The sequence below is a fragment of the Burkholderia sp. KJ006 genome (assembly GCF_000262695.1).
In the GTDB taxonomy this organism is placed as follows: Bacteria; Pseudomonadota; Gammaproteobacteria; order Burkholderiales; family Burkholderiaceae; genus Burkholderia; species Burkholderia vietnamiensis.
In genome coordinates this window covers 953,463-974,419 of sequence record NC_017922.1, presented here as the reverse complement: position 1 = coordinate 974,419, position 20,957 = coordinate 953,463, and the positions used below count along the sequence as shown (strand labels likewise).

15 protein-coding genes are annotated in these 20,957 nt (G+C 68.4%); 10 read left to right on the top strand and 5 right to left on the bottom strand.

Annotation, left to right across the window (positions count from 1 at the left end):
• Window positions 1–415 precede the first annotated feature (415 nt).
• The 5 genes from MYA_RS31610 to galU all read right to left on the bottom strand — a co-directional run bounded on the left by MYA_RS31610 (window position 416) and on the right by galU (window position 5,779).
• Window positions 416–1,048 carry a hypothetical protein gene (locus MYA_RS31610; protein ID WP_146230249.1) on the bottom strand — a complete coding sequence of 211 codons (633 nt, stop codon included), beginning with the start codon at window positions 1,046–1,048 and terminating at the stop codon, window positions 416–418.
• A gap of 306 nt (window positions 1,049–1,354) precedes the next feature.
• Window positions 1,355–2,767 (bottom strand): UDP-glucose dehydrogenase family protein, encoded by a 1,413-nt coding sequence (locus MYA_RS28190; protein WP_041494404.1) that lies wholly within the window; start codon window positions 2,765–2,767, stop codon window positions 1,355–1,357.
• Between the two features lie 31 nt (window positions 2,768–2,798).
• On the bottom strand, window positions 2,799–4,064 hold the full coding sequence (locus MYA_RS28185) for a WcaI family glycosyltransferase (protein ID WP_014726209.1): 1,266 nt from the start codon (window positions 4,062–4,064) through the stop codon (window positions 2,799–2,801).
• A 153-nt stretch (window positions 4,065–4,217) separates the two neighbouring features.
• Window positions 4,218–4,799 (bottom strand): phosphatase PAP2 family protein, encoded by a 582-nt coding sequence (locus MYA_RS28180; protein WP_014726208.1) that lies wholly within the window; start codon window positions 4,797–4,799, stop codon window positions 4,218–4,220.
• 95 nt (window positions 4,800–4,894) lie between these two features.
• On the bottom strand, window positions 4,895–5,779 hold the full coding sequence (gene galU, locus MYA_RS28175) for a UTP--glucose-1-phosphate uridylyltransferase GalU (protein WP_011880563.1): 885 nt from the start codon (window positions 5,777–5,779) through the stop codon (window positions 4,895–4,897).
• A 147-nt stretch (window positions 5,780–5,926) separates the two neighbouring features.
• Between galU and MYA_RS32370 the strand changes: the two genes are divergently transcribed.
• The 10 genes from MYA_RS32370 to MYA_RS28125 all read left to right on the top strand — a co-directional run bounded on the left by MYA_RS32370 (window position 5,927) and on the right by MYA_RS28125 (window position 20,371).
• Window positions 5,927–6,352 (top strand): flagellar transcriptional regulator FlhD, encoded by a 426-nt coding sequence (locus MYA_RS32370; RefSeq protein WP_238539617.1) that lies wholly within the window; start codon window positions 5,927–5,929, stop codon window positions 6,350–6,352.
• A 207-nt stretch (window positions 6,353–6,559) separates the two neighbouring features.
• Window positions 6,560–6,793 (top strand): flagellar transcriptional regulator FlhD, encoded by a 234-nt coding sequence (locus MYA_RS28165; RefSeq protein WP_011880561.1) that lies wholly within the window; start codon window positions 6,560–6,562, stop codon window positions 6,791–6,793.
• Between the two features lie 279 nt (window positions 6,794–7,072).
• Window positions 7,073–7,528 (top strand): cellulose biosynthesis protein BcsD, encoded by a 456-nt coding sequence (gene bcsD, locus MYA_RS28160; protein WP_041494403.1) that lies wholly within the window; start codon window positions 7,073–7,075, stop codon window positions 7,526–7,528.
• Between the two features lie 27 nt (window positions 7,529–7,555).
• A complete protein-coding gene (bcsP, locus tag MYA_RS28155; protein WP_318999882.1) occupies window positions 7,556–7,993 on the top strand; it encodes a cellulose biosynthesis protein BcsP in 438 nt (145 codons plus the stop codon).
• Window positions 7,990–8,769 (top strand): cellulose biosynthesis protein BcsQ, encoded by a 780-nt coding sequence (gene bcsQ, locus MYA_RS28150; protein WP_041494471.1) that lies wholly within the window; start codon window positions 7,990–7,992, stop codon window positions 8,767–8,769. Before bcsP ends, bcsQ begins: the two co-directional genes overlap by 4 nt.
• A complete protein-coding gene (gene bcsA / locus MYA_RS28145; RefSeq protein ID WP_014726202.1) occupies window positions 8,766–10,973 on the top strand; it encodes a UDP-forming cellulose synthase catalytic subunit in 2,208 nt (735 codons plus the stop codon). The genes bcsQ and bcsA overlap by 4 nt, the downstream gene beginning before the upstream one ends.
• A gap of 16 nt (window positions 10,974–10,989) precedes the next feature.
• Window positions 10,990–13,530 (top strand): cellulose biosynthesis cyclic di-GMP-binding regulatory protein BcsB, encoded by a 2,541-nt coding sequence (bcsB, locus tag MYA_RS28140; RefSeq protein WP_014726201.1) that lies wholly within the window; start codon window positions 10,990–10,992, stop codon window positions 13,528–13,530.
• Between the two features lies 1 nt (window position 13,531).
• Window positions 13,532–17,980, top strand: a complete 4,449-nt coding sequence (locus MYA_RS28135) for a cellulose biosynthesis protein BcsC (protein ID WP_014726200.1) — start codon at window positions 13,532–13,534, stop codon at window positions 17,978–17,980.
• Between the two features lie 536 nt (window positions 17,981–18,516).
• On the top strand, window positions 18,517–19,911 hold the full coding sequence (locus MYA_RS28130) for a phosphomannomutase/phosphoglucomutase (RefSeq protein ID WP_041494401.1): 1,395 nt from the start codon (window positions 18,517–18,519) through the stop codon (window positions 19,909–19,911).
• Between the two features lie 151 nt (window positions 19,912–20,062).
• Window positions 20,063–20,371, top strand: a complete 309-nt coding sequence (locus tag MYA_RS28125; RefSeq protein ID WP_014726197.1) for an H-NS histone family protein — start codon at window positions 20,063–20,065, stop codon at window positions 20,369–20,371.
• The last annotated feature ends 586 nt before the right edge of the window (window positions 20,372–20,957 follow it).

Below are 20,957 nucleotides of genomic sequence, written 5' to 3'. Positions count from 1 at the left end.
GGTAACCGCCGGGTCGAAGCGACCGTCGTGGTGCTCGATAAATTGGCCACTAGCCCGTTGGGATAAGAATGCGCGCCAATTGCCGCGCATTGGCGAGCGGTCTGGGATCGGGAGATCCCGTTCTACGCCTCGCGCCTGACGTCCAGGAAATCGTACATATCGCTCACTCGAGCGAGTCGCAGCACAAGCACTGTGGGAGCCGCATCGAGGCGCGCCGACCGACTTTGTGTCGGACGAGATTACTCAAGGCAGTCACGGCCGTGGGGGCACAACGTCGTGGTCAAACGGATGGCTTCTTGCCTCCATGGAACAGCGCGACGAAACCATTCACGCTGCTTTACCCGGAGTGATTCGACGTGAGCGTCTGAGTTCCGACTCGCCAGCCATACGAAGTTCCGATATCTCGAGCAACTACCTACCACGGCAGCCTGTAAATTTGTGTGTCCGCAGCTGGGCTGCCGCCATGTGCGACACCGGATGTCACCGGCGATGCCGCTTGTGCCGATATGTCGCTACCTGCTTCCATGGACTGCGTTGTAGGGTCCCAATGCTGAGCTTTCGTCTGCGATTGCACCATTAGCGGCGTCCGAACGCCGTCGGCTAATCGACCCGTGTTGCCGCGATCGACCGCGATTTCGAGTAGTGTTCTCTCCGTCGGCGTGGCCGCATAGCCTTCAGCGGCGTCGGCTGATCCGCCGTGTTCCGTCGTTGCTCCATGAGCGGCCGGCGCGATACCGCTCGCGCCGGCCGATACTGACGGCCTGCTATCAAGGTAGTCGGAAGGTGCTGCGAGCAGCGGATCGAATGCCGAGATATCCGGTTGGTCGACGAGCGCAGGCGCATCGATGGAAGGCGCACCTAGCAGCGGGTCGAACGGTAATGACGTGCTGTACACGGCTCCGTTCAATCTCTTCGCGGCAGGTTGGCCGAAACGCGGCCGCGGGGTGCTTTGCCCCGATAGGACTTGCCCGGTACTTTGTGCCAGGCAGGTGGTGTTCACGCATGACACAAGTACTAGCGAGCAGGGCAGAGCGAACTTCATCATCATCACTATCCTCATGGGCGCGTCGCGGCGATTGGCACATTCATCGTAGGCTGTCGACTCAGGTTCGTCCGGTCCTCGGCCATCGTCATCGTGTCTGGACCGACAAGCGTCCACGTTGGATCCAACTTCACCCGGTTCGCGGTCGTATGTTTCAACAGTCCAAGGATTTTGGGGGCGCTGCCAGTCTCTGACCGAGCTTGACAAACAGTATTGCCTCTAATCTTGATTCGATGATGTGGTGCGCACATTTAAATCGATGTGCTTTCGACGATATATTGCGCATCTCTCGGCCGCGGGTTACGCACTCCCTCATTGCGCTCGCGCCACCCTTAGAACTTTCATCGGTTCGTTCGGCTCACGGACATCCGGCCGCCCAATACTGTAATACTCAACCCCCAACTCCCCCATCGCCTCCGGCTCATAAAGATTCCGCCCATCGAAGATTACCGGCTCATTCAGCAATTCCACCAGCGCCGCGAAATTCGGGCTCTTGAACACCTTCCACTCGGTAACGATCACCAGCGCGTCGGCGCCGGCCGCAGCCTCTTCCGACGTCGCGACGAACTGAAGCCTTGCATGCGCCCCAGGATCGTCGCCAAGATCGAGCGCGAGCACACGCCGCGCTTCCTCCGTCGCAACCGGATCGTAAGCGCGAACGCTCGCACCACGCTTCAGCAGCCCGGCGATCAGATCGCGGCTCGGCGCCTCGCGCATGTCGTCGGTATTGGGCTTGAACGCCAGCCCCCACAGCCCGAACGTGAGCCCCGACAGATCTTCCCCGAATCGCTCCGAAATCTTCTCGAGCAGCACTTTCTTCTGCGCATCGTTGACCGCCTCGACGGCTTCCAGAATCCGCAGCGACTGGCCGTATTCGGCAGCGGTCTGCACCAGTGCACGCACGTCCTTCGGAAAACACGATCCGCCGTAGCCGACCCCGGCATACAGGAAGTCGTAACCGATCCGCGGATCCGAACCGATGCCGCGCCGCACGGCCTCGATATCCGCGCCGACGCGATCGGCCAGATTCGCAAGCTCGTTCATGAACGAGATGCGCGTCGCGAGCATCGCGTTCGCCGCATACTTGGTGAACTCTGCCGAGCGCACGTCCATATAGCGCGTCCGCTCATGATTGCGGTTGAACGGCGCATACAGCCGCTTCATCTGTTCGCGCGCACGCTCGCCGGCTTCGTCGGAATCGGTGCCGATCACGATGCGGTCCGGGCGCATGAAATCGTCGACGGCCGCACCTTCCTTCAAAAACTCCGGATTCGACACGACCGAGAATTCATGGCGCACGCCGCGCCGCGCGAGCTCGGTCGCGATTGCATCGCGCACGTGCAGCGCGGTGCCCACCGGCACGGTCGACTTGTCGACCACCACCTTCGCGCCGGTCATGTAGCGCCCGATGTTGCGCGCCGCGGCGAGCACGTATTGTAGATCGGCGGAACCGTCCTCGTCGGGCGGCGTACCGACGGCGATGAACTGGATGTCGCCGTGCGCGACGCTCGCTTCGATATCGGTCGAGAACTGCAGCCGGCCGCTCGCGCGATTGCGATCGATCAGCTCCTTCAGGCCCGGCTCGTGAATCGGTACGCCGCCGCCGTTCAGGATGTCGATCTTGCGTTGGTCGACGTCGACGCAAAACACGTCGTTGCCGATTTCGGCGAGGCAAGCGCCAGTGACGAGGCCTACGTAGCCGGTACCGATGATGGTGATCTTCATGTTGCGGTATGGAGAAGAGTCGAATGCAGTTTCAGAAATCCGGATGCCGTGCGCCGGGTACACCAGCGTTGGACGACACCGGACGCAATGCGCGCAACCTGGCGTCGAGTTTTTTCAACACCGTGTCGCGCGAGAGGACGGCCTCGGCAAATTTGCGCCCGGCCTGTCCTAGACGAGCACGCTCGGCCGCATTCGCTGCCAGCGCGTCGATAGCCGATGCAAGCCGTTCTGAATCGCCCGGCTGCACCACCACGCCGCGCGAAGCGACCACATCGTGCAGTTCGGTTCCGGGGTTAGCCACGGCGACCACGGCACGTCCGCTGGCGAACACCCGCGGCAGATCCAATGGCATCGTAAGATTACGAGCGCCAGCGGGTTGCGGTATGACGTGGATGTCAGCGAGATTTAGTAGCTCATTGAGCCGGGCATGCGGTTGTCGCTCCAGAAACCGGCAGTTCCTGAGGCCGACACAACGCAGAAGGAGTTCCGCACGTGCGGACCCGTTGCCGCAAAAGACGAATATCACGTTGTCGCGCAACACAAGTCGGTGGGCCGCCTCGGCGAGAATATCAAGCCCTTGCATCGTGCCCATATCGCCGGAGTAGAGCACCACCGTCGCGGCCGGAGAAATATATAGCGTGGCGCGCAGTTCGCTCGGCCGTCGAAGCGGGTAGATTGAGTGAACGTCCGCCCAGTTCGTGAAGTGGACGAGCTTGCGTGGATCAATGCCGTTGTCCATTGCGTGTTCGACCATCTTGCCCGAGATTGCGGATACGGTATCGAACCGCTTTAGAAGCAGCCGCTCGATGGCGAGCACGGCGCGCGTGAACAGGGATCTCTCCAATAGTCCGCCGCTCAGCGGCGCGGCGGCCGCCGAATGCTGAATGTGAATCCACGCATGCGCCGCAGCCAACCGCGCGACGATCCAGCCCGCCGGAGCGTTCAACAGGCTTGGCGTGATGCACATGACGACGTCAGGGCGCCAGATAGCATGCGCAAGCATGCCCGGTAGACTTGCCAGTGCAAAGCTGGCCAGGTGCGCGATGCGGCGCATACCGCCCGCTCGTGACGGAATCCATAGCGGGACGCGCCACAGCATGGCGCGATTGCGCGGTTCCACCTCATACCGTCGCAGCGAGTCACCGTTGGCGGCTTGACGCTGGGGAAAGAGCGGCGGTGCGCACACGACGCGTACCGTGTGGCCCTTCTCGCAGAGCGTTTCAGCCATTTCGGCGGTGTACTCGCCGATGCCAGCGGGCTCTGGTGCATAGTTGATGCCGTAGATGAGAATCTTCATCGGCTCCCCAGCGAGAAGAAATGGTGCGGTGCGCTATAAGCGCATTGTGGGTAATGTGTACCGTGCGATTCCGACAGAATGTTGCTCGGCGCTGCCATTCATTAGCCCCGATCGTGCGCCGCCTGCCCTGCCGATGATTCGGCCATCCCCCGCTCACATCCCCCTTGCACAAACCACCGGCGCATACATGTCGATCGCATCCTGAATCGCCGCATGCCGTCCATACGCAAGCGCCGCCACGGCGCATACCGACACCACCGCGAGCGGCCGCAATACGGGCGGCAGGATCGGTGCATCCGTCCATCGTTTCAGTAGCACGACGGTGACGAGCACACCGAGCATCCAGCCGGCCATCACTTCGGACGTGGTATGTGCGTCGTCGCGTGCGCGCGCCACGGCGATCGTCGCGGCAAGCGCGAGCCCCGGCAACAGCGCGCGCAATGTACGCGTGTTCCAGCCGTCGTGCAGCATCAGCAGGCACGCCATCGGCCACACGGCCGCAGCGAGCAGGGCATGCCCGCTGATCGCGCGGAAGTGCACCGCGCGAATCTGCACGCCGCATCCCGCATGAAGTATCTTCGTGACGCCGACGAGCAACATCGCCGCGGCGAGCAGCGTGGCCCACGACAGCGCAATGCGCCAGCCGTACAACGAGCGCGTGAGCCACGCGAAACACACGGCGGCGAGCGGGAGCGTCAGCGCAGCGTCACCGAGGTTGCCGATGGCGGTCCACATGTGCGGTCCTCGCTGCGCGACGCCGCAATGTCCGCGGCACGTGGCGTGAAAGATCGGTCGCACGATGCGCCGCGGTCCGCGGCGCGCGACCGGCGTCAGACGACCAGCTGCTCCGACATCCGCGCGAGCAGATACCGTTCGAAATCCGCCGCGACCTCCGGATGCCGCAACGCAAATTCGACCGTCGCCTTCAGGTAGCCGAGCTTGCTGCCGCAGTCGAAGCGCGTGCCGTCGTAGCGGTACGCGAGCACCTGTTCATCGGTGAGCAGCGACTGGATCGCGTCGGTCAGCTGCAGTTCACCGCCCGCGCCCGGCTTGAGTCCGCGCAGATGCTTGAAGATCTTCGGCTTCAGCACATAACGGCCCACGACGCCGAAATTCGACGGCGCCTGCGCCGGTTCGGGCTTCTCGACGATCCCCGACAGCTTGAAGAGATCGTCTTCCCAGCGCTTGCCGTCGATCACGCCATAGGACTTCGAATCCGCCGGCGCGATCTCCTCGACGCCGATGACCGACGCATGATAGTGGTCGAATACGTCGATCATCTGGCGCAGAACCGGCGTCGGGCCGTCGAGCAGGTCGTCGGCGAGAATCACGGCGAACGGGTTGTCGCCGACGAGCTTCTCCGCGCACAGGACGGCGTGACCGAGCCCGAGCGCTTCGGCCTGGCGAACGTAGAAGCAGTCGACGTGGCTCGGCTTGATGCTGCGCACGAGCGACAGCAGCTTCTCCTTGCCGCGTGCCTCGAGTTCGGCCTCGATCTCGTACGACTTGTCGAAGTGATCTTCGATCGCGCGCTTGCTGCGCCCGGTCACGAAGATCATCTCGGTGATGCCCGCTTCGATCGCCTCTTCGACGGCATACTGGATCAACGGCTTGTCCACGACCGGCAACATTTCCTTGGGGCTCGCCTTGGTGGCGGGCAGGAACCGCGTGCCCAGGCCGGCGACCGGAAAGACGGCTTTCGTCACTTTCAACATAGCGATATTTCCATGATTTCGGAGTGAAGAGCGGACCACGCCGGTTTCCGATGCGGCGTCCGGGCGCCCAGACAATCGACGTTGCACACCGCGCAATCGCATTGCGTCGAGCGTGTGCAGTTGCACAAATCCTAGGGGCGTTCCGGATTGAAACGACGACTGAATCCTGGGCGAATCGGACAGGCCGATCACGACATCACGAATTGCACAACGAACTATTTTGAAATGGTATTCATTCGACGGCAGCCGCGTCGAAGCGCGGCTTGCATCCGCACACCGGAACGGCATCTGCCGACGCGTCGGAATGCCGATCCATCGACATCACGGGCGCGTTATCGGGAGGGCGCGATGATGGAACAAGGCGACATTTGCCGCGCACTGGAAGCGCTGGACCCGGCCTACCTCGAACTGATGCAGCAGATGCTGAAGATCGATTGTGACGTGGCTGCGCGCGAGCTCGGCATCTCGAATGAGATTGCGTCGTTGATCATTGCGCTGAAGCCGGCGGAGCTCGAGGCGCTCGTCGAGCGCCTGACGCAGGCCAGGCCGGACGCACCGGTTCCGTCCCCGTAGGTCCCATTCCGCGCCGGCGGTAATTGCGGCGATTGCGGCAATCGCGCCAGTCGCCAAACATCGCGATTTGGCGGATTACATCTATGCTTTGTCCGTTCAGCGGTGCATGCGTCACATACAGTATTCGGTCGAGAACGCCGGGCGTCGGGAACATGCGCCCCGTGGCCTGCCGAATCCGACGGCCGGCCGACAATAACAGGAACGATCATGGCCGAACAGGACGACGTCTTCGACGCAATCGCTGAATTCAACCGTTCATACCTGACGCTCGCGCAGCGCCTGCTGCATGCGGATCGCGAAGTCGCGAAGCAGCAGCTGGGCATGTCCGACGAAGTCGCATCGATCGTCGCCGGATTGACGCCGGAGCAGATCGAGGTGCTCGCCGATCGGCGCGAACTGTTCTGCGAATTCCGCGATGAATCGTCGCCGGGCCTGGCCTGACACGACACCCGCGTAGTCGCTCGATGCCTCGCGGCGCGCCCGGCGCTGCGTGAAGTGTGTTTGCCGCCCGGCGACGGGCGAGCACACGAAACGGCCGCACTGACGCAGCCGGCCCGTTGTCCGTTACGTCTGCCAGTTTGTCGCCTCCGGGCTAGATGTTGGCGCCCATCCGCGAAGCGGGATTCGCTACGATTTCCAAAACGCCGTTGGCACGATGCCCGCACACGACATGCACGATGCGGGCACACCGATCATCCAATTTCACCGGGGCCGTCTCGCATGCAGGAAATCTTGGAGCACCTTCTCGAGCGCCAGGTGTCGCCGCAATGGCGCGGGTTCCTGGAGGCGCTTGCCGGCGAATTCAGCGATCAGCTCGATCAGGACGAACTCCGCCAACTGATGGCGCGCGTCGGCATGCGCTTCGCGGCCGCGCATCCGCTCGGCCCGTGCGAGTCGACCGACGATCTCGCGAACGCCTTGAACGCGCGCTGGCGCGAGATGCAGTGGGGCTACGCCAAGCTGTCCGACGAACAGGCATTTCTGCGTATCGTTCATTACGCGGCGCCGTTGCGCGCGCTCGGCGCGGGCCATCTTGGCTGGTCGGCGGCGTTCCTGCAGGGCGCGTATCAGGGCTGGTTCGACAGCGTCGGCGCGGCCGGCCTGCGCGTGACGCAGGACGTCGTGCCGCAGGACGACGCACGGATCGAGTTGCGCATCGCTCGCGCGCCGCACTGAACGGTCCGCGCGACCGGACTCTCCGTCATGACAACAGGGCAGCTTATGTCGAGCTCACGGGATATCGAATCGTTGTTCAAGCGTTTCGGCGGCGATGCCGGACGCTATCACGAGGTGCGCGCGGAAGCGGATGCCGATGCGGCGCGCGCGCGCTGGCCGCTGCTCGCTGGTGTCGAATTGCAAGCGGACGACGCGCCTCGCACGCCCGCGCCGATCGCTGCCGAGCACACGCAGCCCGAGGTCGACGCCGTGACGGCCGACACGCGCGTAGCGTCCGCAACCGACGCCGCCGCACGCGATCGCAGCGCCGGCGCGCTGAAGAAACTGGTCGGCAAGTCGCCGGCCTCAGACCGCACGCGCGCGCCCGGCTCGTCCGAGCCGCTGAATGCGCTGTTCGAGCGGCTGCGCGGCCATGTGCCGGCCGACGCGCCGAAGCAGCCGCCGGTATGGACGGGCCGTTCATGAAGATCGTCGTGATCGCGTCGGCAAAGGGCGGCGTCGGCAAGACGACGCTGGCGGCGAACCTCGCGGCCGTGCTCGCGGCGTCGCGCCGGCATCGCGTGTGCGTGGTGGATCTGGATCCGCAGAATGCGCTGAAGCTGCATTTTGGCGTACCGCTCGAGATGAGCGACGGGCTGGCCGGCGCGGCGCTGAGCGAGCGGCAGTGGCCGCTCGCGGTGGTCGACGGCATCGCGGTGATGCCGTTCGGCGTGGTCGGCGAAACGGATCAGCGCCGCTTCGAGCGCATGCTCGATCGCGATCCGGCGTGGCTCGCACGCGGGCTCGCCGCGCTCGCGCTCGGCGACGACGACATCGTGATCGTCGATACGCCGCCCGGCTCGTCGGTCTACATGCGCGCCGCACTGACGGCTGCGCATTTCGTGCTGACCGTGTTGCTCGCCGACGCGGCGTCGTACGCGTCGATCCCGCAGATGCGGCGCATGCTCGACGCCTATGCGGCGACGCGCACCGACTTCATCGGCGACGGCTACGTGGTCAATCAGGTCGATCAGTCGCGCGAGCTGGGCCGCGACGTGCTGCGCGCGTTGCGCGACAGCGTCGGCGCGGCGCGCTTCGCCGGCGTGATTCACGCGGACCAGGGCGTCGCTGAATCGCTCGCGTGCCGCACGACCGTGAATCGCTACGACCCGCGTTCGCAGGCCGCGGCCGATCTGAGCGCGTGCGCCGAGTGGCTCGAGCGCGCGCTCGGGCGGCGCGCGAATGCGCGGAGCGTGGCATGAGCGCGGCTGTCGAGGCCGCTCGCGGATCGGCGCTCGACCGGCTGCTCGACCGGTTGCCGGGCAGCGGCTGGCTCGTCACGGCGCCGCTCGCCGCATGCGCGGCGCTGGCGCTGTATTTCGTCTGTACGGTGCCGCTCGACGACGCCGGCCAGCTCGCGTTCGCGACCTGCTGCCTGGCCGGTGCGCTCGCGATCCGGCGCGTGAACGGCCGCTACGCGACGCTCGTGATGATCGTGCTGTCGGTTGTGGCCACCGGCCGGTACATGTTCTGGCGACTCACCGAAACGCTGGTGTGGTCGCACCCGCTCGACGCCGCCTGGGGCGCGCTGCTCGTCGCGGCCGAAGTGTATGCGGCCGCGGTGCTGCTGCTCGGCTACTTCCAGACGGCATGGCCGCTGGGGCGCAAGCCGTTGCCGCTGCCCGCGTCGCGCGCGGACTGGCCGAGCGTCGACGTGTTCATCCCGACGTACAACGAGCCGCTCAGTGTCGTCAAACCGACGATCTACGCGGCGCTCGCGCTCGACTATCCGGCCGACAAGCTGTCGATCCACGTGCTCGACGACGGGCGCCGGCCGGAGTTCAGGGACTTCTGCGAAGCCGTCGGCGTGCACTGGACGATCCGCGATCACAACCGTTACGCGAAAGCCGGCAACCTGAACGAAGCGCTGAAGTCGACTCACGGCGAGTACGTCGCGATCTTCGATTGCGATCATGTGCCGACGCGCTCGTTCCTGCAGCTGTGCCTCGGCTGGTTCATCCGCGACCCGAAGCTGTCGATGCTGCAGACGCCCCACCATTTCTTCTCGGCCGATCCGTTCGAGCGCAACCTCGGGATCTTCCGCAAGGTGCCGAACGAAGGCGAGTTGTTCTACGGGCTGGTGCAGGACGGCAACGACCTCTGGAACGCGACGTTCTTCTGCGGATCGTGCGCGCTGCTGCGGCGCTCGATGGTCGAGGAGATCGGCGGCATCGCGACCGAGACGGTCACCGAGGACGCCCATACGGCGCTGAAGCTGCATCGCCACGGCTATACGACCGCCTATCTCGCGATCCCGCAGGCGGCCGGTCTCGCGACCGAAAGCCTGACGGGCCACATCGGCCAGCGCATCCGCTGGGCGCGCGGCATGACGCAGATCTTCCGCATCGACAATCCGCTGTTCGGCCGCGGACTCACGTTGGGGCAGCGGCTGTGCTACCTCAACGCGATGATGCATTTCTTCTACGGCATCCCGCGGCTGGTGTTCCTCACCGCGCCGCTGTCGTTCCTGTTCTTCGGCGCGCACGTGATCCACGCATCGGCGACGATGCTCGCGCTCTACGCGCTGCCGCACGTCGTGCACGCGACGCTGACGAACTCGCGGATGCAGAGCCGGTTCCGGCATTCGTTCTGGGCGGAGGTCTATGAGGCCGTGCTCGCGTCGTACATCGCGTTGCCGACGCTGCTCGCGCTGGTCAATCCGCGGCTGGGCACGTTCAACGTCACGGCCAAGGGCGGCCGGATCGACCGCGGCTATTTCGACTGGGCGATCTCGAAGCCGTACCTGAGCCTGGTGATCCTGAACGCGTTCGGCCTCGCGATGGGCGCGCTGCATATCGCGCTGAATCGCGGCGTGGGCAGCGAGGTGCAGACGACGGCGTTCAACCTCGCGTGGACGACTTACAACCTGCTGATCCTCGGCCTCGCGGTCGCCGCGGCGAACGAGCGCCGGCAGGTGCGCGAGTCGCATCGCGTCGCCGCGCGCATTCCGGTGATGCTGCGGTTCGGCAACGGCCGCACGCTGGCGTGCGAAACGCTCGACTACTCGGAAGGCGGCATCGGCGTCGCGGTGCCGGAGGACGCGCGAGTGCCCGACGGCGAACAGGTGACCGTGTCGCTGTTTCGCGGCGTCGACGAGTACGCGTTTCCGGGGACGATCGAGTACGCGGAACCGGGGCGGCTCGGCATCCGCTTCGAGACCCTGTCGCAACAACAGGAATTCGATCTGGTCAGCTCGACGTTCGCGCGCGCGGACGCATGGATCGACTGGACGGCCGGCCGCCGGCCGGACTCGCCGCCGCATGCGTTCCTGCATCTCGCGACGGTCGGCATACGTGGCTTGCTGCGCGTGATCGCGCGCCTGTACGGCGACCTGCGCGGCGGCCGCGGTTACCACGGCGGGCGCAGCGGCAAGGGCGACGCCGCCGACACCATCACGAAGAAATAACACGAGGGCAAACAGCATGACGGGGATGTCGCGATGGCGCGGCGGCACGCGCGACGACGCGGGTGAAAACGCGCGCGTTTCGATGGGGGCGGCCGCGGCATGCCGCGCGCGGGCCGGCAGCTGGCACACGCACTTGCCGCGCAAGCTGCGGACGTACGCGTTCGCGTTCGCGTTCGGCGCGCTCGCGAGCGGCGTCGCGTCGGGCCTCTGGGCATCCGCTGCGCTGGCCCAGCAGCCCGGCGCGGTGCGCGCGTTCGATCGTGCCGCATCGCCCGGCGAGCCGCCGGAGCGGCTGGCCGATCGTTTGCCGTCACTGTCGATGGCCGTGCCGGCCGGCCCCGCCGTCGCGCCGCCGCCGCTGCTCGCCGAGCCGGTGCCGAAGGACGAAGCCGAGCGTCGCCGCGCCGGCCGGCTGCCGACCACGGCGGAGCCCGGCACGCCGGCGCCGGGCGGCCGGCGTCAGGCGCTGACGTTCGCCGATCTCGGCGCGCGCGATCCGTTGCAGTTGCACGGCACGGACGGCCAGAACGGCGTCGCGTTTTCGGTGCGGCGCGACGAGGTCGTCACGGCGGCGGCGCTGCACCTCGTCTACAGCTACTCGCCCGCATTGCTGCCGGATCTGTCGCAGCTGAAGGTGCTGGTCAACGGCGAAGTGGCGGCGACGCTGCCGCTGCCGGCCGCGCAGGCGGGGATGACGGTCGCACGCGACGTGCCGATCGATCCGCGCTTCGTCACCGAGTACAACCATCTGAACGTTCAGCTGATCGGCCATTACACGAACGGCTGCGAGAATCCGGCCAGTTCGTCGCTGTGGGCGACGGTGAGCAACGCGAGCCGCCTGGAATTGACCTATGCGACGCTGCCCGAGCCGCCCGAGCTCGGCGTGCTGCCCGCGCCGTTCTTCGATCAGCGCGACGTGCGGCGGCTCGAGCTGCCGTTCGCGTTCGCCGCGCGGCCGTCGCGCGAGACGCTGGAGGCGGCCGGCATCGTCGCATCGTGGTTCGGCGCGCTCGCGTCGTATCGCGGCGCGCGCTTCCCGGTGCGCGTCGGCGCCATGCCGGAAGCGGGCAACGTCGTGGTGTTCGCGACCACCGACGATCGGGTGGACGGCGTCCCGCTGCCGGCCATCGACGGGCCGACGCTGGCGGTCGCCGACCGCCCCGCGCCCGCACACGGCCAGCTGTTGCTGGTGCTCGGCCGCACGCCGGCCGAACTGAAGGCGGCCGCGCTGGCGCTCGCATTCGGCCGCGGCCCGCTCGCGGGCACGCGCGCCACGGTCACCGGTGTGCAGCCGCCCGCGCCGCGCGTGCCGTATGACGCGCCGAACTGGCTGTCGTCGGTTCGCCCGGTCCGCTTCGGCGAACTGGCGGCGGAACGCGCGCTGTCGGTGTCCGGCTACCAGGCCGGCCCGGTGCGGCTCGATCTGCGCATGGCGCCCGATCTGTTTACGTGGAACACGCGCGGCGCGCCGATCGATCTGCGGTATCGCTATACGCCGACCCTGCGCGCCGATCGCTCGTCGCTCAACCTGAGCGTCGACGATACGTTCGTGAAGGCGCTGCCGATTCCGGCGCGCGACTGGGCCAACTGGAGCCTGAGCCGCTACCTGCCGTTCGTCGCCGACGGCACCGCGCGCGCGACGCTGCACGTGCCGCCGCCGCTGGTGACGCCGCATGCGCAACTGGCGCTGAACTTCTTCTACGAGATGCCGGATCAGGGCAAATGCACCGGGCGGCTGCTGCAGAACGTCGCGGGCGCGATCGACCCGGGCTCGACGATCGACGTGTCGTCGTTTCCGCACTACATCGCGCTGCCCGATCTGGCCGCGTTCGCGAACAGCGGCTTTCCGTTCACGCGCATGGCCGATCTGTCGGACACGGCCGTCGTGCTGCCGAACGAGCCGTCGGCGGACGTCTACGGCCTGTACCTGCTCGCGATGGGGCGGATGGGCGCGTCGACCGGCTATCCGGTCAGCGGCGTGGCGGTGACCGACGCGGCCGGCGTGGACGCGTTCGCGTCGCGCGATCTGCTGATACTCGGCGCGCCGGACTCGCAGCCGCTGCTGAGCCGCTGGGCCGCGCGCATCCCGTTCGACGACGAGCGCCGCGGCGGCGTGTTCGGCGGCCTGTTCGGCCGCGCGGTCGCGGCCGATTCGCCGGGCGCCGAGCGCGTGCAGGCCGGCCTGTCGATCGTGGCGGACGGCGCGAGCGCGGTGATCGCCGGCTTCGAATCGCCGTTGCGCAAGACCCGCAGCGCGGTCGCGCTGATCGGCGCGACCGGCCATGCGGACGCGGTGCTCGGGCCGGCGCTGCTCGACGAGGATCTGCTCGCGTCGATCCGCGGCGCGACGGTGGTGATTCGCGATCGCACGGTGACGGTCGCGTCGACCGACACCGCGTATCACCTCGGCGCGCTGCCGCCGCTCACCTACGTGCGCTGGGTCATGTCGGGGCGGCCGGTGCTGCTCGCGCTGGTCGGCGTGCTGGGCGCCTTCATCGCGGCGGCGCTGTTCTATCGTTTGCTGCGTGCGCGTGCGGCGCGCCGGCTGAAGGAGTGACATGCGCGACCGACGGTTACGCGGGCTCGGCGCCCGCGCGGGCGGTGTCGCGAGCCTCGTGTGCGCGCTGGCGCTGCCGCATGCGGCGCAGGCCGCCAACGACGCGCTCAAAGTGCTCGTCGATCAGGGCCGCTACTGGCAGGCGCACGGTCGCGGCGATCTCGCGGCGCAGGCGTGGAACAAGGTGCTCGGCGTCGATCCGAATCAGCCCGACGCACTGTTCGGAATGGGGATGGTGCTCGCCGATCGCCGCGATCTCGACGGCGCGCGCCGCTATCTGGAGCAACTGCGCCGCACCGCGCCCGGCTTCGCGCGCATCGACGAACTCGCGAGCCGCCTGGGCGAATCGAGTGCGCGGGACGCCGAGCTGGGCGATGCGCGCCGCCTCGCGCAAAGCGGGCAGAGCGAACAGGCCGTGCGGCAGTATCAGCGCGCGCTGCAGGGCGTGCCGTCGTCGCCGGCGCTGCAGCGCGAGTATTTCCAGGCGCTCGCGGCCACGCCGAGCGGATGGAACGATGCGCGGCGCGGCCTCGAACGGCTCGCGCGCGACAACCCGGACGATCCGCGCTACGCGCTCGCCTATGCGCAACATCTGACCTATCGCGACGCGACGCGCCGCGACGGCATCGACCGGCTCGAACAGTTGGCCGGCGACGGCAAGGTCGGCAAGGACGCGCTGCAAAGCTGGCGTCAGGCGCTGCTGTGGCTCGCGGCGCGGCCGTCCGACCAGGCGCGCTATCTCGCGTACCTGAAGGTCGCGCCCGACGATGCTCCGGTCAAGGCGCGCTACGACAGCATGGTGCGGCCCGATCTGGCGGCGCGCGAGCCCGATCGGCGCGGCGCGGCGAACGAAGCGCGCGGCCGCGCGATCGACGACGGCTTCGCGGCGCTCGATCGTGGCGACCTCGCCGCGGCGCGCGCGCGTTTCGACGCCGTGCTCGACACCAACCCGAACGACAGCGATGCGTTGGGCGGGCGCGGCATCGTCGCGCTGAAGCAGGAGCGCTTCGCGCAGGCGCGCAGCGATCTCGAACGCGCGTCGCGCGGCGGCAATGCGGCGCGCTGGCGCTCGGCGCTCGACAGCGCGACCTACTGGTTCTACACGAGCAGCGCGCTCGGCGCGCAGAGCAACGGCGACTTCGCGCAGGCGAAGGCACTGTTCGAGCGCGCGATTCTCGCGGACCCGTCGAACGTCACCGCGCAGGTGCTGCTCGGCGACGCGCTGCTGGAGAACCGCGACGCGCCCGGCGCCGAGCAGGCGTACCGGATGGCGTTGCGGCGCCAGTCGGACAACCCGGACGCGATGCGCGGCCTGGTCGGCGCGCTGGCCGCGCAGGGGCGCGCGGACGAGGCGTTGCAGTTCGCGACGCAACTGAGCGCCGAGCAGCAAGCGAAGGCGGGCGGCCTCGAGCGCTTGCGCAGTACGGCCGAGGCCGCGCAGGCGCGGCAGGCCGAAGCGCACGGCGACCTCGGCGCGGCGCGCAGCCTGTTCGAGGATGCGCTCGCTGGCAATCCGGACGATCCGTGGCTGCGGCTCGACCTCGCGCGCGTGTACGTGCGCCAAGGCGCGATCGCCTCCGCGCGCAGCCTGATGGACGGCTTGCTGGCCGAGCGGCCCGACATGCCCGATGCGCTCTATGCCGGTGCGCTGCTGGCCGAGCAGACGCAGGACTGGAGCGTCGGCCTGCAGCGGCTCGAGCGCATCGCCCCCGCGCAGCGCACCGCGGCGATGACGACGTTGCAGCACCGGTTGTGGGTCGGCCAGCAGGTGGCCCTCGCGACGCGCCTGGTGCGCCATGGCCAGCAAGCGAAGGCGCTCGCCGTGCTGCACGAGGCGGACGGCATCGGCCTGTCGGTGCCGGCGCTCGCGGCGCAGCTGTCCGCCGGCTACGCGCAGGCCGGCGACGCCGCGCGCGCGCTGTGGATCGTGCAGCGTGCGCTGGGCCGGGAACCCGGCAACGCGGGCCTGCTGCTGCAATACGCGCGGCTCGCGTCGGCCGCGCACGACGATGCGCGCGTGGCCGAGGCGATGCGGCGGCTCGATGCGATGCAGTTGTCGCCCGCGCAGCGTGCGGACTTCGAACGGCTCAATCTCGACATCGTCGTGCGTCGCGCCGATCAGGTGCGCGACGAAGGCGACCTCGCCGGCGGCTACGCCGTCATCGCGCCGTGGCTGGCCGCGATGCCCGACAACCCGGAGCTGCAGGGTGCGCTCGCGCGGCTGTACACGTCGGCCGGCGATCCGGCGAACGCGCTGAAGTGCTATCGGGTCGCGCTGGCCCGCCGCCCCGACGACGTCGGCCTGCTGATCGCGGCGATCTATGCGGCGAGCAGCGCGAAGGCGTGGCACGACGGTGAAGCGTTCGCGGCGAGCGCGCTGCGCAGTGCGCCCGACGATCCGGCGCTGCTCGCGGCCGTCGGCCGCCTGTATCGCGCGCAAGGCAAGCTCACGCTCGCCGCGCAGTATCTGCAGCGGGCGTTGCTGGTGGCCAATACGCCGCCCGCGTCCGGCAAGCCGACACGCGCGAACGTGCCGCGCGGCTGGGACGACGCGATGCGGCGCATCGGCGCGAACCCGCTGCCCGGCACCAATCCGTTCGAAGGCAAGACCGCCGTCGATGCGGCGCGTCCGTCGACGCGTTCCGGCGCGGCGCTGCCGGCGCCCGGCGCGCCTTCGTGGCCCTCTCCGTCCTCTTACGTTCCGACCGTGCCTTATTCGATGCCGCCCGCGCCGCCCGCGACCTACGTCATACCGTCCGCCATGCCCGAGGCCCGTCCGGCGCCGCGCGCCGCGCCGCTGCCCGTTGCGCGCGATCCGGACGGTTACGGCGGCGACGGCGGCGGCTTGGCGGAGTCGGGACGCGCCGCGGCCGCGCCGCGCTATCGGTCGTATCGGGAGGCGGCGGCCGACGTGCCGTCGCCCGAATGCGGGGCGTCGGGCAGCCCTGACGACGACTGTGGTGCGGGCTACGTCGCGACGCCGTGGCCGATGTCGCCCGCGTCGCGTGCCGCGGCATCGGCGACTGCATCGGCGGCCGCGCCCGTGCCCGTGGCTGCGTCCCGGCCCGGCAGGCTGGCGCGCGGCGGCGCGAAGGCGCAGGCGACATGGCAGCCCGTGCTCGCGCAGACGGACGCGGATCCGTATGCGGCGCCACGCTACATTCCGCGTCCGCCGGCCGGCTATGCGGGCGGCCGGCCCGCGAGCCAGCCGCCGCAGCCGGACGGCGCCGCCAACGCCGATGCGCAGCTGCTCGACGTCGCCTCGGAGCTCGCGCAGGTGAATCGCGAACAGACCAGCGCGCTGACCGGCGGCCTCGTGTTCCGCAACCGGACCGGCGAAGCCGGGCTGTCGGCTCTCACCGATATCGAGGCGCCGATCGAAGGGCGCATCAAGGCCGGTAACGGCCACGTCGTCGTGACGGCCACGCCGGTCATGCTCGACGGCGGCAGCGCGAGCACCGACGTGCCGACCCTCGCGCGATTCGGCGCCGGCTTGTCGAAGGCGGCGGGCGGCGGCTCGCCGGGCTCGCAGACCGCGAGCGGCGTCGGCGTCGCGCTCGGCTACGAGGGCAAGCAGGTGCAGGCCGAGATCGGCGCGACGCCGGTCGGGTTTCCGTATCAGGACATCGTCGGCGGCGCGCGCTACAACGGCGCGATCACCGATCGCGCGGCGTATTCGCTGGCCGTGACGCGCCGTGCGGTGACCGACAGCGTGCTGTCGTACGCGGGCGCGCGCGACGCCGGCGCGGGCCTCAAGTGGGGCGGCGTGATGCGCAGCGGCGCGCGCGGCACGCTGAGCTGGGACGACGGCACGAGCGGCACCTACGTCGCGGCCGGATTCGACTTCTACGACGGCCATCACGTCGAGCGCAACTTCTCCGGCAAGGGCAGCGGCGGCGCGTATACGCGCATCCTGAACGACGCCGACCGGACGCTCACCGTCGGCGTCAACGCGACGTGGATGCGCTTCAGCAAGAACCAGTCGTATTTCACGTACGGGCACGGCGGTTACTTCAGCCCGCAGCAGTACGTGATACTGAACATTCCGGTCGAGTATTCAGGCAGGACCGGCGCGTTCACCTACGATCTGAACGGCTCGATCGGCGTGCAGCATTACCGGCAGAACGCGGTGCCGTATTTCCCCCTCGATCCGGGCATGCAGGCGCAAGCGGCGGCGAACGCGGCCGCCAGCCAGGCCGTGGGCCTCGATCCGGGCGCGCTGTACCCGTCGCACAGCAAGACGGGCGTCGCCTATTCGCTGGCCGCGCGCGGCGAATATCAGGTCGCGCCGCAACTCGCCGTCGGCGCGACCGCGTCGTTCGGCAACGCGTATCAGTATCGCGAATGGACGGCCGCCGTGTATCTGCGCTACAGCTTCACGCCGCAAGGCGGGCTGGCGCCGTTTCCGCCGCGCGTGTTCACGTCGCCGTATCTCGCGCAGACGGACTGAGCGCGGCGCGTGCGGCTGGGGATGCGATGCCGTCGTAGCCGTGGCGCGCGCTGGCGGAATCGTTCAGAGCTTTGTCGGCCCGTCTGCGTGTGTGCGACGTACAGTGCCTGATCGAACGACCGGCGGGGGCGGAAGCGACGCGGCCGGCGCATCGGCAGCCGTGCATGCGGCTCGACCGTGGCAGGACGGTGGCGATTTGCAACGCGGTTCGCGAACGACGACGCGACGCGCGCGTCGTGTGGGCGAGCTGCATGCGCGTCGGCGGCCGCGGCGACGGTGCACGGCGATCCGCAGCGACGCGGAACCGGCGACATTGTGAAGCGCATCGCCGGCAGTCGTCCGTATCGGCGATCCGGTGCCCCGGCCACGCACGGCAACGCGCATTGCGCGCGCCGGGACGAGATGCCGCTGCTGCCGTGCGCGCATGTGAATTGGTCCGTCGCCCAGGTGCGCCGCGATTGCGCGGCGGCAGCGCAGGCGGCCATGCGTACGCGCCGGTCCGAGCGTTTTCCATGCACGCAACCGAGAGAGAACTGATGATCTCCCAATCCATCTTCAAGGCATATGACATTCGCGGCGTGGTCGGCAAGACGCTCGACGCCGACACGGCGCGCGCCATCGGCCGCGCGTTCGGCAGCGAAGTGCGCGCGCAAGGCGGCGACGCCGTCGTGGTCGCGCGCGACGGCCGCCTGTCCGGGCCGGAACTCGTCGGCGCGCTGGCCGATGGCCTGCGTGCGGCGGGCGTCGACGTCGTCGACGTCGGCATGGTGCCCACGCCGGTCGGCTATTTCGCGGCGAGCGTGCCGCTCGCGCTGAAGGGCGGTGAGCGCCGCGTCGATTCGTGCATCGTCGTCACCGGCAGCCACAACCCGCCCGACTACAACGGCTTCAAGATGGTGCTGCGCGGCGCGGCGATCTACGGCGAGCAGATCCAGGCGCTGTACCGCCGCATCGTCGACGAGCGCTACGACACCGGCAGCGGCTCGTACGAAGCATTCGACGTGGCCGATCAGTACATCGCGCGCATCGTCGGCGACGTGAAGCTCGCGCGTCCGCTGAAGCTCGTCGTCGATGCAGGCAACGGCGTCGCCGGTCCGCTCGCCACGCGTCTGTTCAAGGCGCTCGGCTGCGAGCTGGTCGAGCGCTTCACCGACATCGACGGCACGTTCCCGAACCATCACCCCGATCCCGCGCACCCGGAAAACCTGCAGGACGTGATCCAGGCGCTGAAGGACACCGACGCGGAACTCGGCTTCGCGTTCGACGGCGACGGCGACCGCCTGGGCGTCGTCACGAAGGACGGCCAGATCATCTACCCGGACCGCCAGCTGATGCTGTTCGCGGAGGAAGTGCTGTCGCGCAATCCGGGCGCGCAGATCATCTACGACGTGAAGTGCACGCGCCATCTCGCGCAGTGGGTGAAGGAGAAGGGCGGCGAGCCGCTGATGTGGAAGACGGGCCACTCGCTGGTGAAGGCGAAGCTGCGCGAGACCGGCGCGCCGCTCGCGGGCGAGATGAGCGGCCACGTGTTCTTCAAGGATCGCTGGTACGGCTTCGACGACGGGCTGTACACGGGTGCGCGGCTGCTTGAGATCCTCGCGAAGACGGCCGATCCGAGCGCGGTGCTCAATGCGCTGCCGGATGCGATGAGCACGCCGGAACTGCAGCTCAAGCTCGAAGAAGGCGAGAACTTCCGTCTGATCGAGAAGCTGCAGAGCGAGGCGAAGTTCGACGGCGCGGACGAGGTCGTGACGATCGACGGGCTGCGCGTCGAGTATCCGGACGGCTTCGGCCTCGCGCGCTCGTCGAACACGACGCCCGTGGTCGTGCTGCGCTTCGAGGCGGAGACGCAGGAAGGGCTCGAGCGTATCCAGGCGGATTTCCGCCGCGTGCTGACGGCTGCGAAGCCGGACGTCGGCCTGCCGTTCTGACGAACACGAGCGTGCTCGCCAGCGGCGCTTCGGACAGGCGCGAACGGCGCCGCGCAGCGAGCGGCACGATCGTTCATCGAGCACACGACGAACTGCTCGCGGCGCGCGCGGTTCGGATTTTCATCGCATCGGAACACTTTGGAGAAAAAGGATGTCGGGTTACCTGGAACTGAAGGCGCAAGCCGATGAACTGATGCTGCGTGCCGAGGAGGCGCGGCAGGCCGAGCTCGAGACCGTTCTGCAGGAGGTGCGCGCCCGTATCGCCGAATACGGGCTGACGGCCCGGCAGATCTTCGGGCGTCCGGGCCGTGCCGCCAGGGCATCGACGCGCACGCCGACCGGCGCGCCGAAGTATCGGGACCCGAGCACCGGGCGCACGTGGACGGGGCGCGGGCGTGAACCCGCGTGGATCAAGGGCAAGCGCCGCGAGCGTTTCCTGATCGAGCGCCAGGAAGGCTGATTGTTGCGGGCCGCGGGCCGCTGGACGGTCGCGGCCGCACGTTCCGTCCGGCAAGCCGGCTCGGGCGCGCATCGCGGCGCGAGGGACGCCGGCGAATGGTTGCCAACGCCGGCCAACGCGGACCAGCTCGTTTGCCCGGCTAATGCGGCCAGCGCGACCGACGCGGCCAACTAGGGCAACGAAGCCAACTCGGTTCACCGCCCAACTCCGCCCACTGACCGACGCGGCCAATGCCGGCCAACGCGGACCGACTCGTCGTCTACCCGGCTAATGCGACCGACGCGGCTAGCGTGGCCGACGCGGCTAACTAGGCTCACCGGCCAGTTCCGCCCACCGACCGACGGTGCCAATGCCGGCCAACGCGGACCGACTCGGCTACCCGGCCAATGCGACCAGCGCGGCCGACGCGGCCAACTCGCCCAACTCGGCTCACCGGCCAACCAAGCTCACCGGCCAACTCCGCCCACCGACCGCCGCGGCCAACGCCAGCCAACGCCGCCCCACCAACGATCGCGGCCCGATCCCCGCGCCGTTCCCCGGCGCATCGAGCCCCGCGCATGCCGCCCCCATCCGACCAAGGCGCCCG

Coding starts and splice junctions, on each gene's coding strand:
- MYA_RS28125 (WP_014726197.1), top strand. CDS start 20,063: ATGTCGGGTTACCTGGAACTGAAGGCGCAAGCCGATGAACTGATGCTG.
- MYA_RS28165 (WP_011880561.1), top strand. CDS start 6,560: ATGGCCGAACAGGACGACGTCTTCGACGCAATCGCTGAATTCAACCGT.
- MYA_RS28135 (WP_014726200.1), top strand. CDS start 13,532: ATGCGCGACCGACGGTTACGCGGGCTCGGCGCCCGCGCGGGCGGTGTC.
- bcsD (WP_041494403.1), top strand. CDS start 7,073: ATGCAGGAAATCTTGGAGCACCTTCTCGAGCGCCAGGTGTCGCCGCAA.
- MYA_RS28190 (WP_041494404.1), bottom strand. CDS start 2,767: ATGAAGATCACCATCATCGGTACCGGCTACGTAGGCCTCGTCACTGGC.
- galU (WP_011880563.1), bottom strand. CDS start 5,779: ATGTTGAAAGTGACGAAAGCCGTCTTTCCGGTCGCCGGCCTGGGCACG.
- MYA_RS28130 (WP_041494401.1), top strand. CDS start 18,517: ATGATCTCCCAATCCATCTTCAAGGCATATGACATTCGCGGCGTGGTC.
- bcsA (WP_014726202.1), top strand. CDS start 8,766: ATGAGCGCGGCTGTCGAGGCCGCTCGCGGATCGGCGCTCGACCGGCTG.
- MYA_RS28185 (WP_014726209.1), bottom strand. CDS start 4,064: ATGAAGATTCTCATCTACGGCATCAACTATGCACCAGAGCCCGCTGGC.
- MYA_RS28180 (WP_014726208.1), bottom strand. CDS start 4,799: ATGTGGACCGCCATCGGCAACCTCGGTGACGCTGCGCTGACGCTCCCG.
- bcsB (WP_014726201.1), top strand. CDS start 10,990: ATGACGGGGATGTCGCGATGGCGCGGCGGCACGCGCGACGACGCGGGT.
- MYA_RS31610 (WP_146230249.1), bottom strand. CDS start 1,048: ATGATGATGAAGTTCGCTCTGCCCTGCTCGCTAGTACTTGTGTCATGC.
- bcsQ (WP_041494471.1), top strand. CDS start 7,990: ATGAAGATCGTCGTGATCGCGTCGGCAAAGGGCGGCGTCGGCAAGACG.
- bcsP (WP_318999882.1), top strand. CDS start 7,556: ATGACAACAGGGCAGCTTATGTCGAGCTCACGGGATATCGAATCGTTG.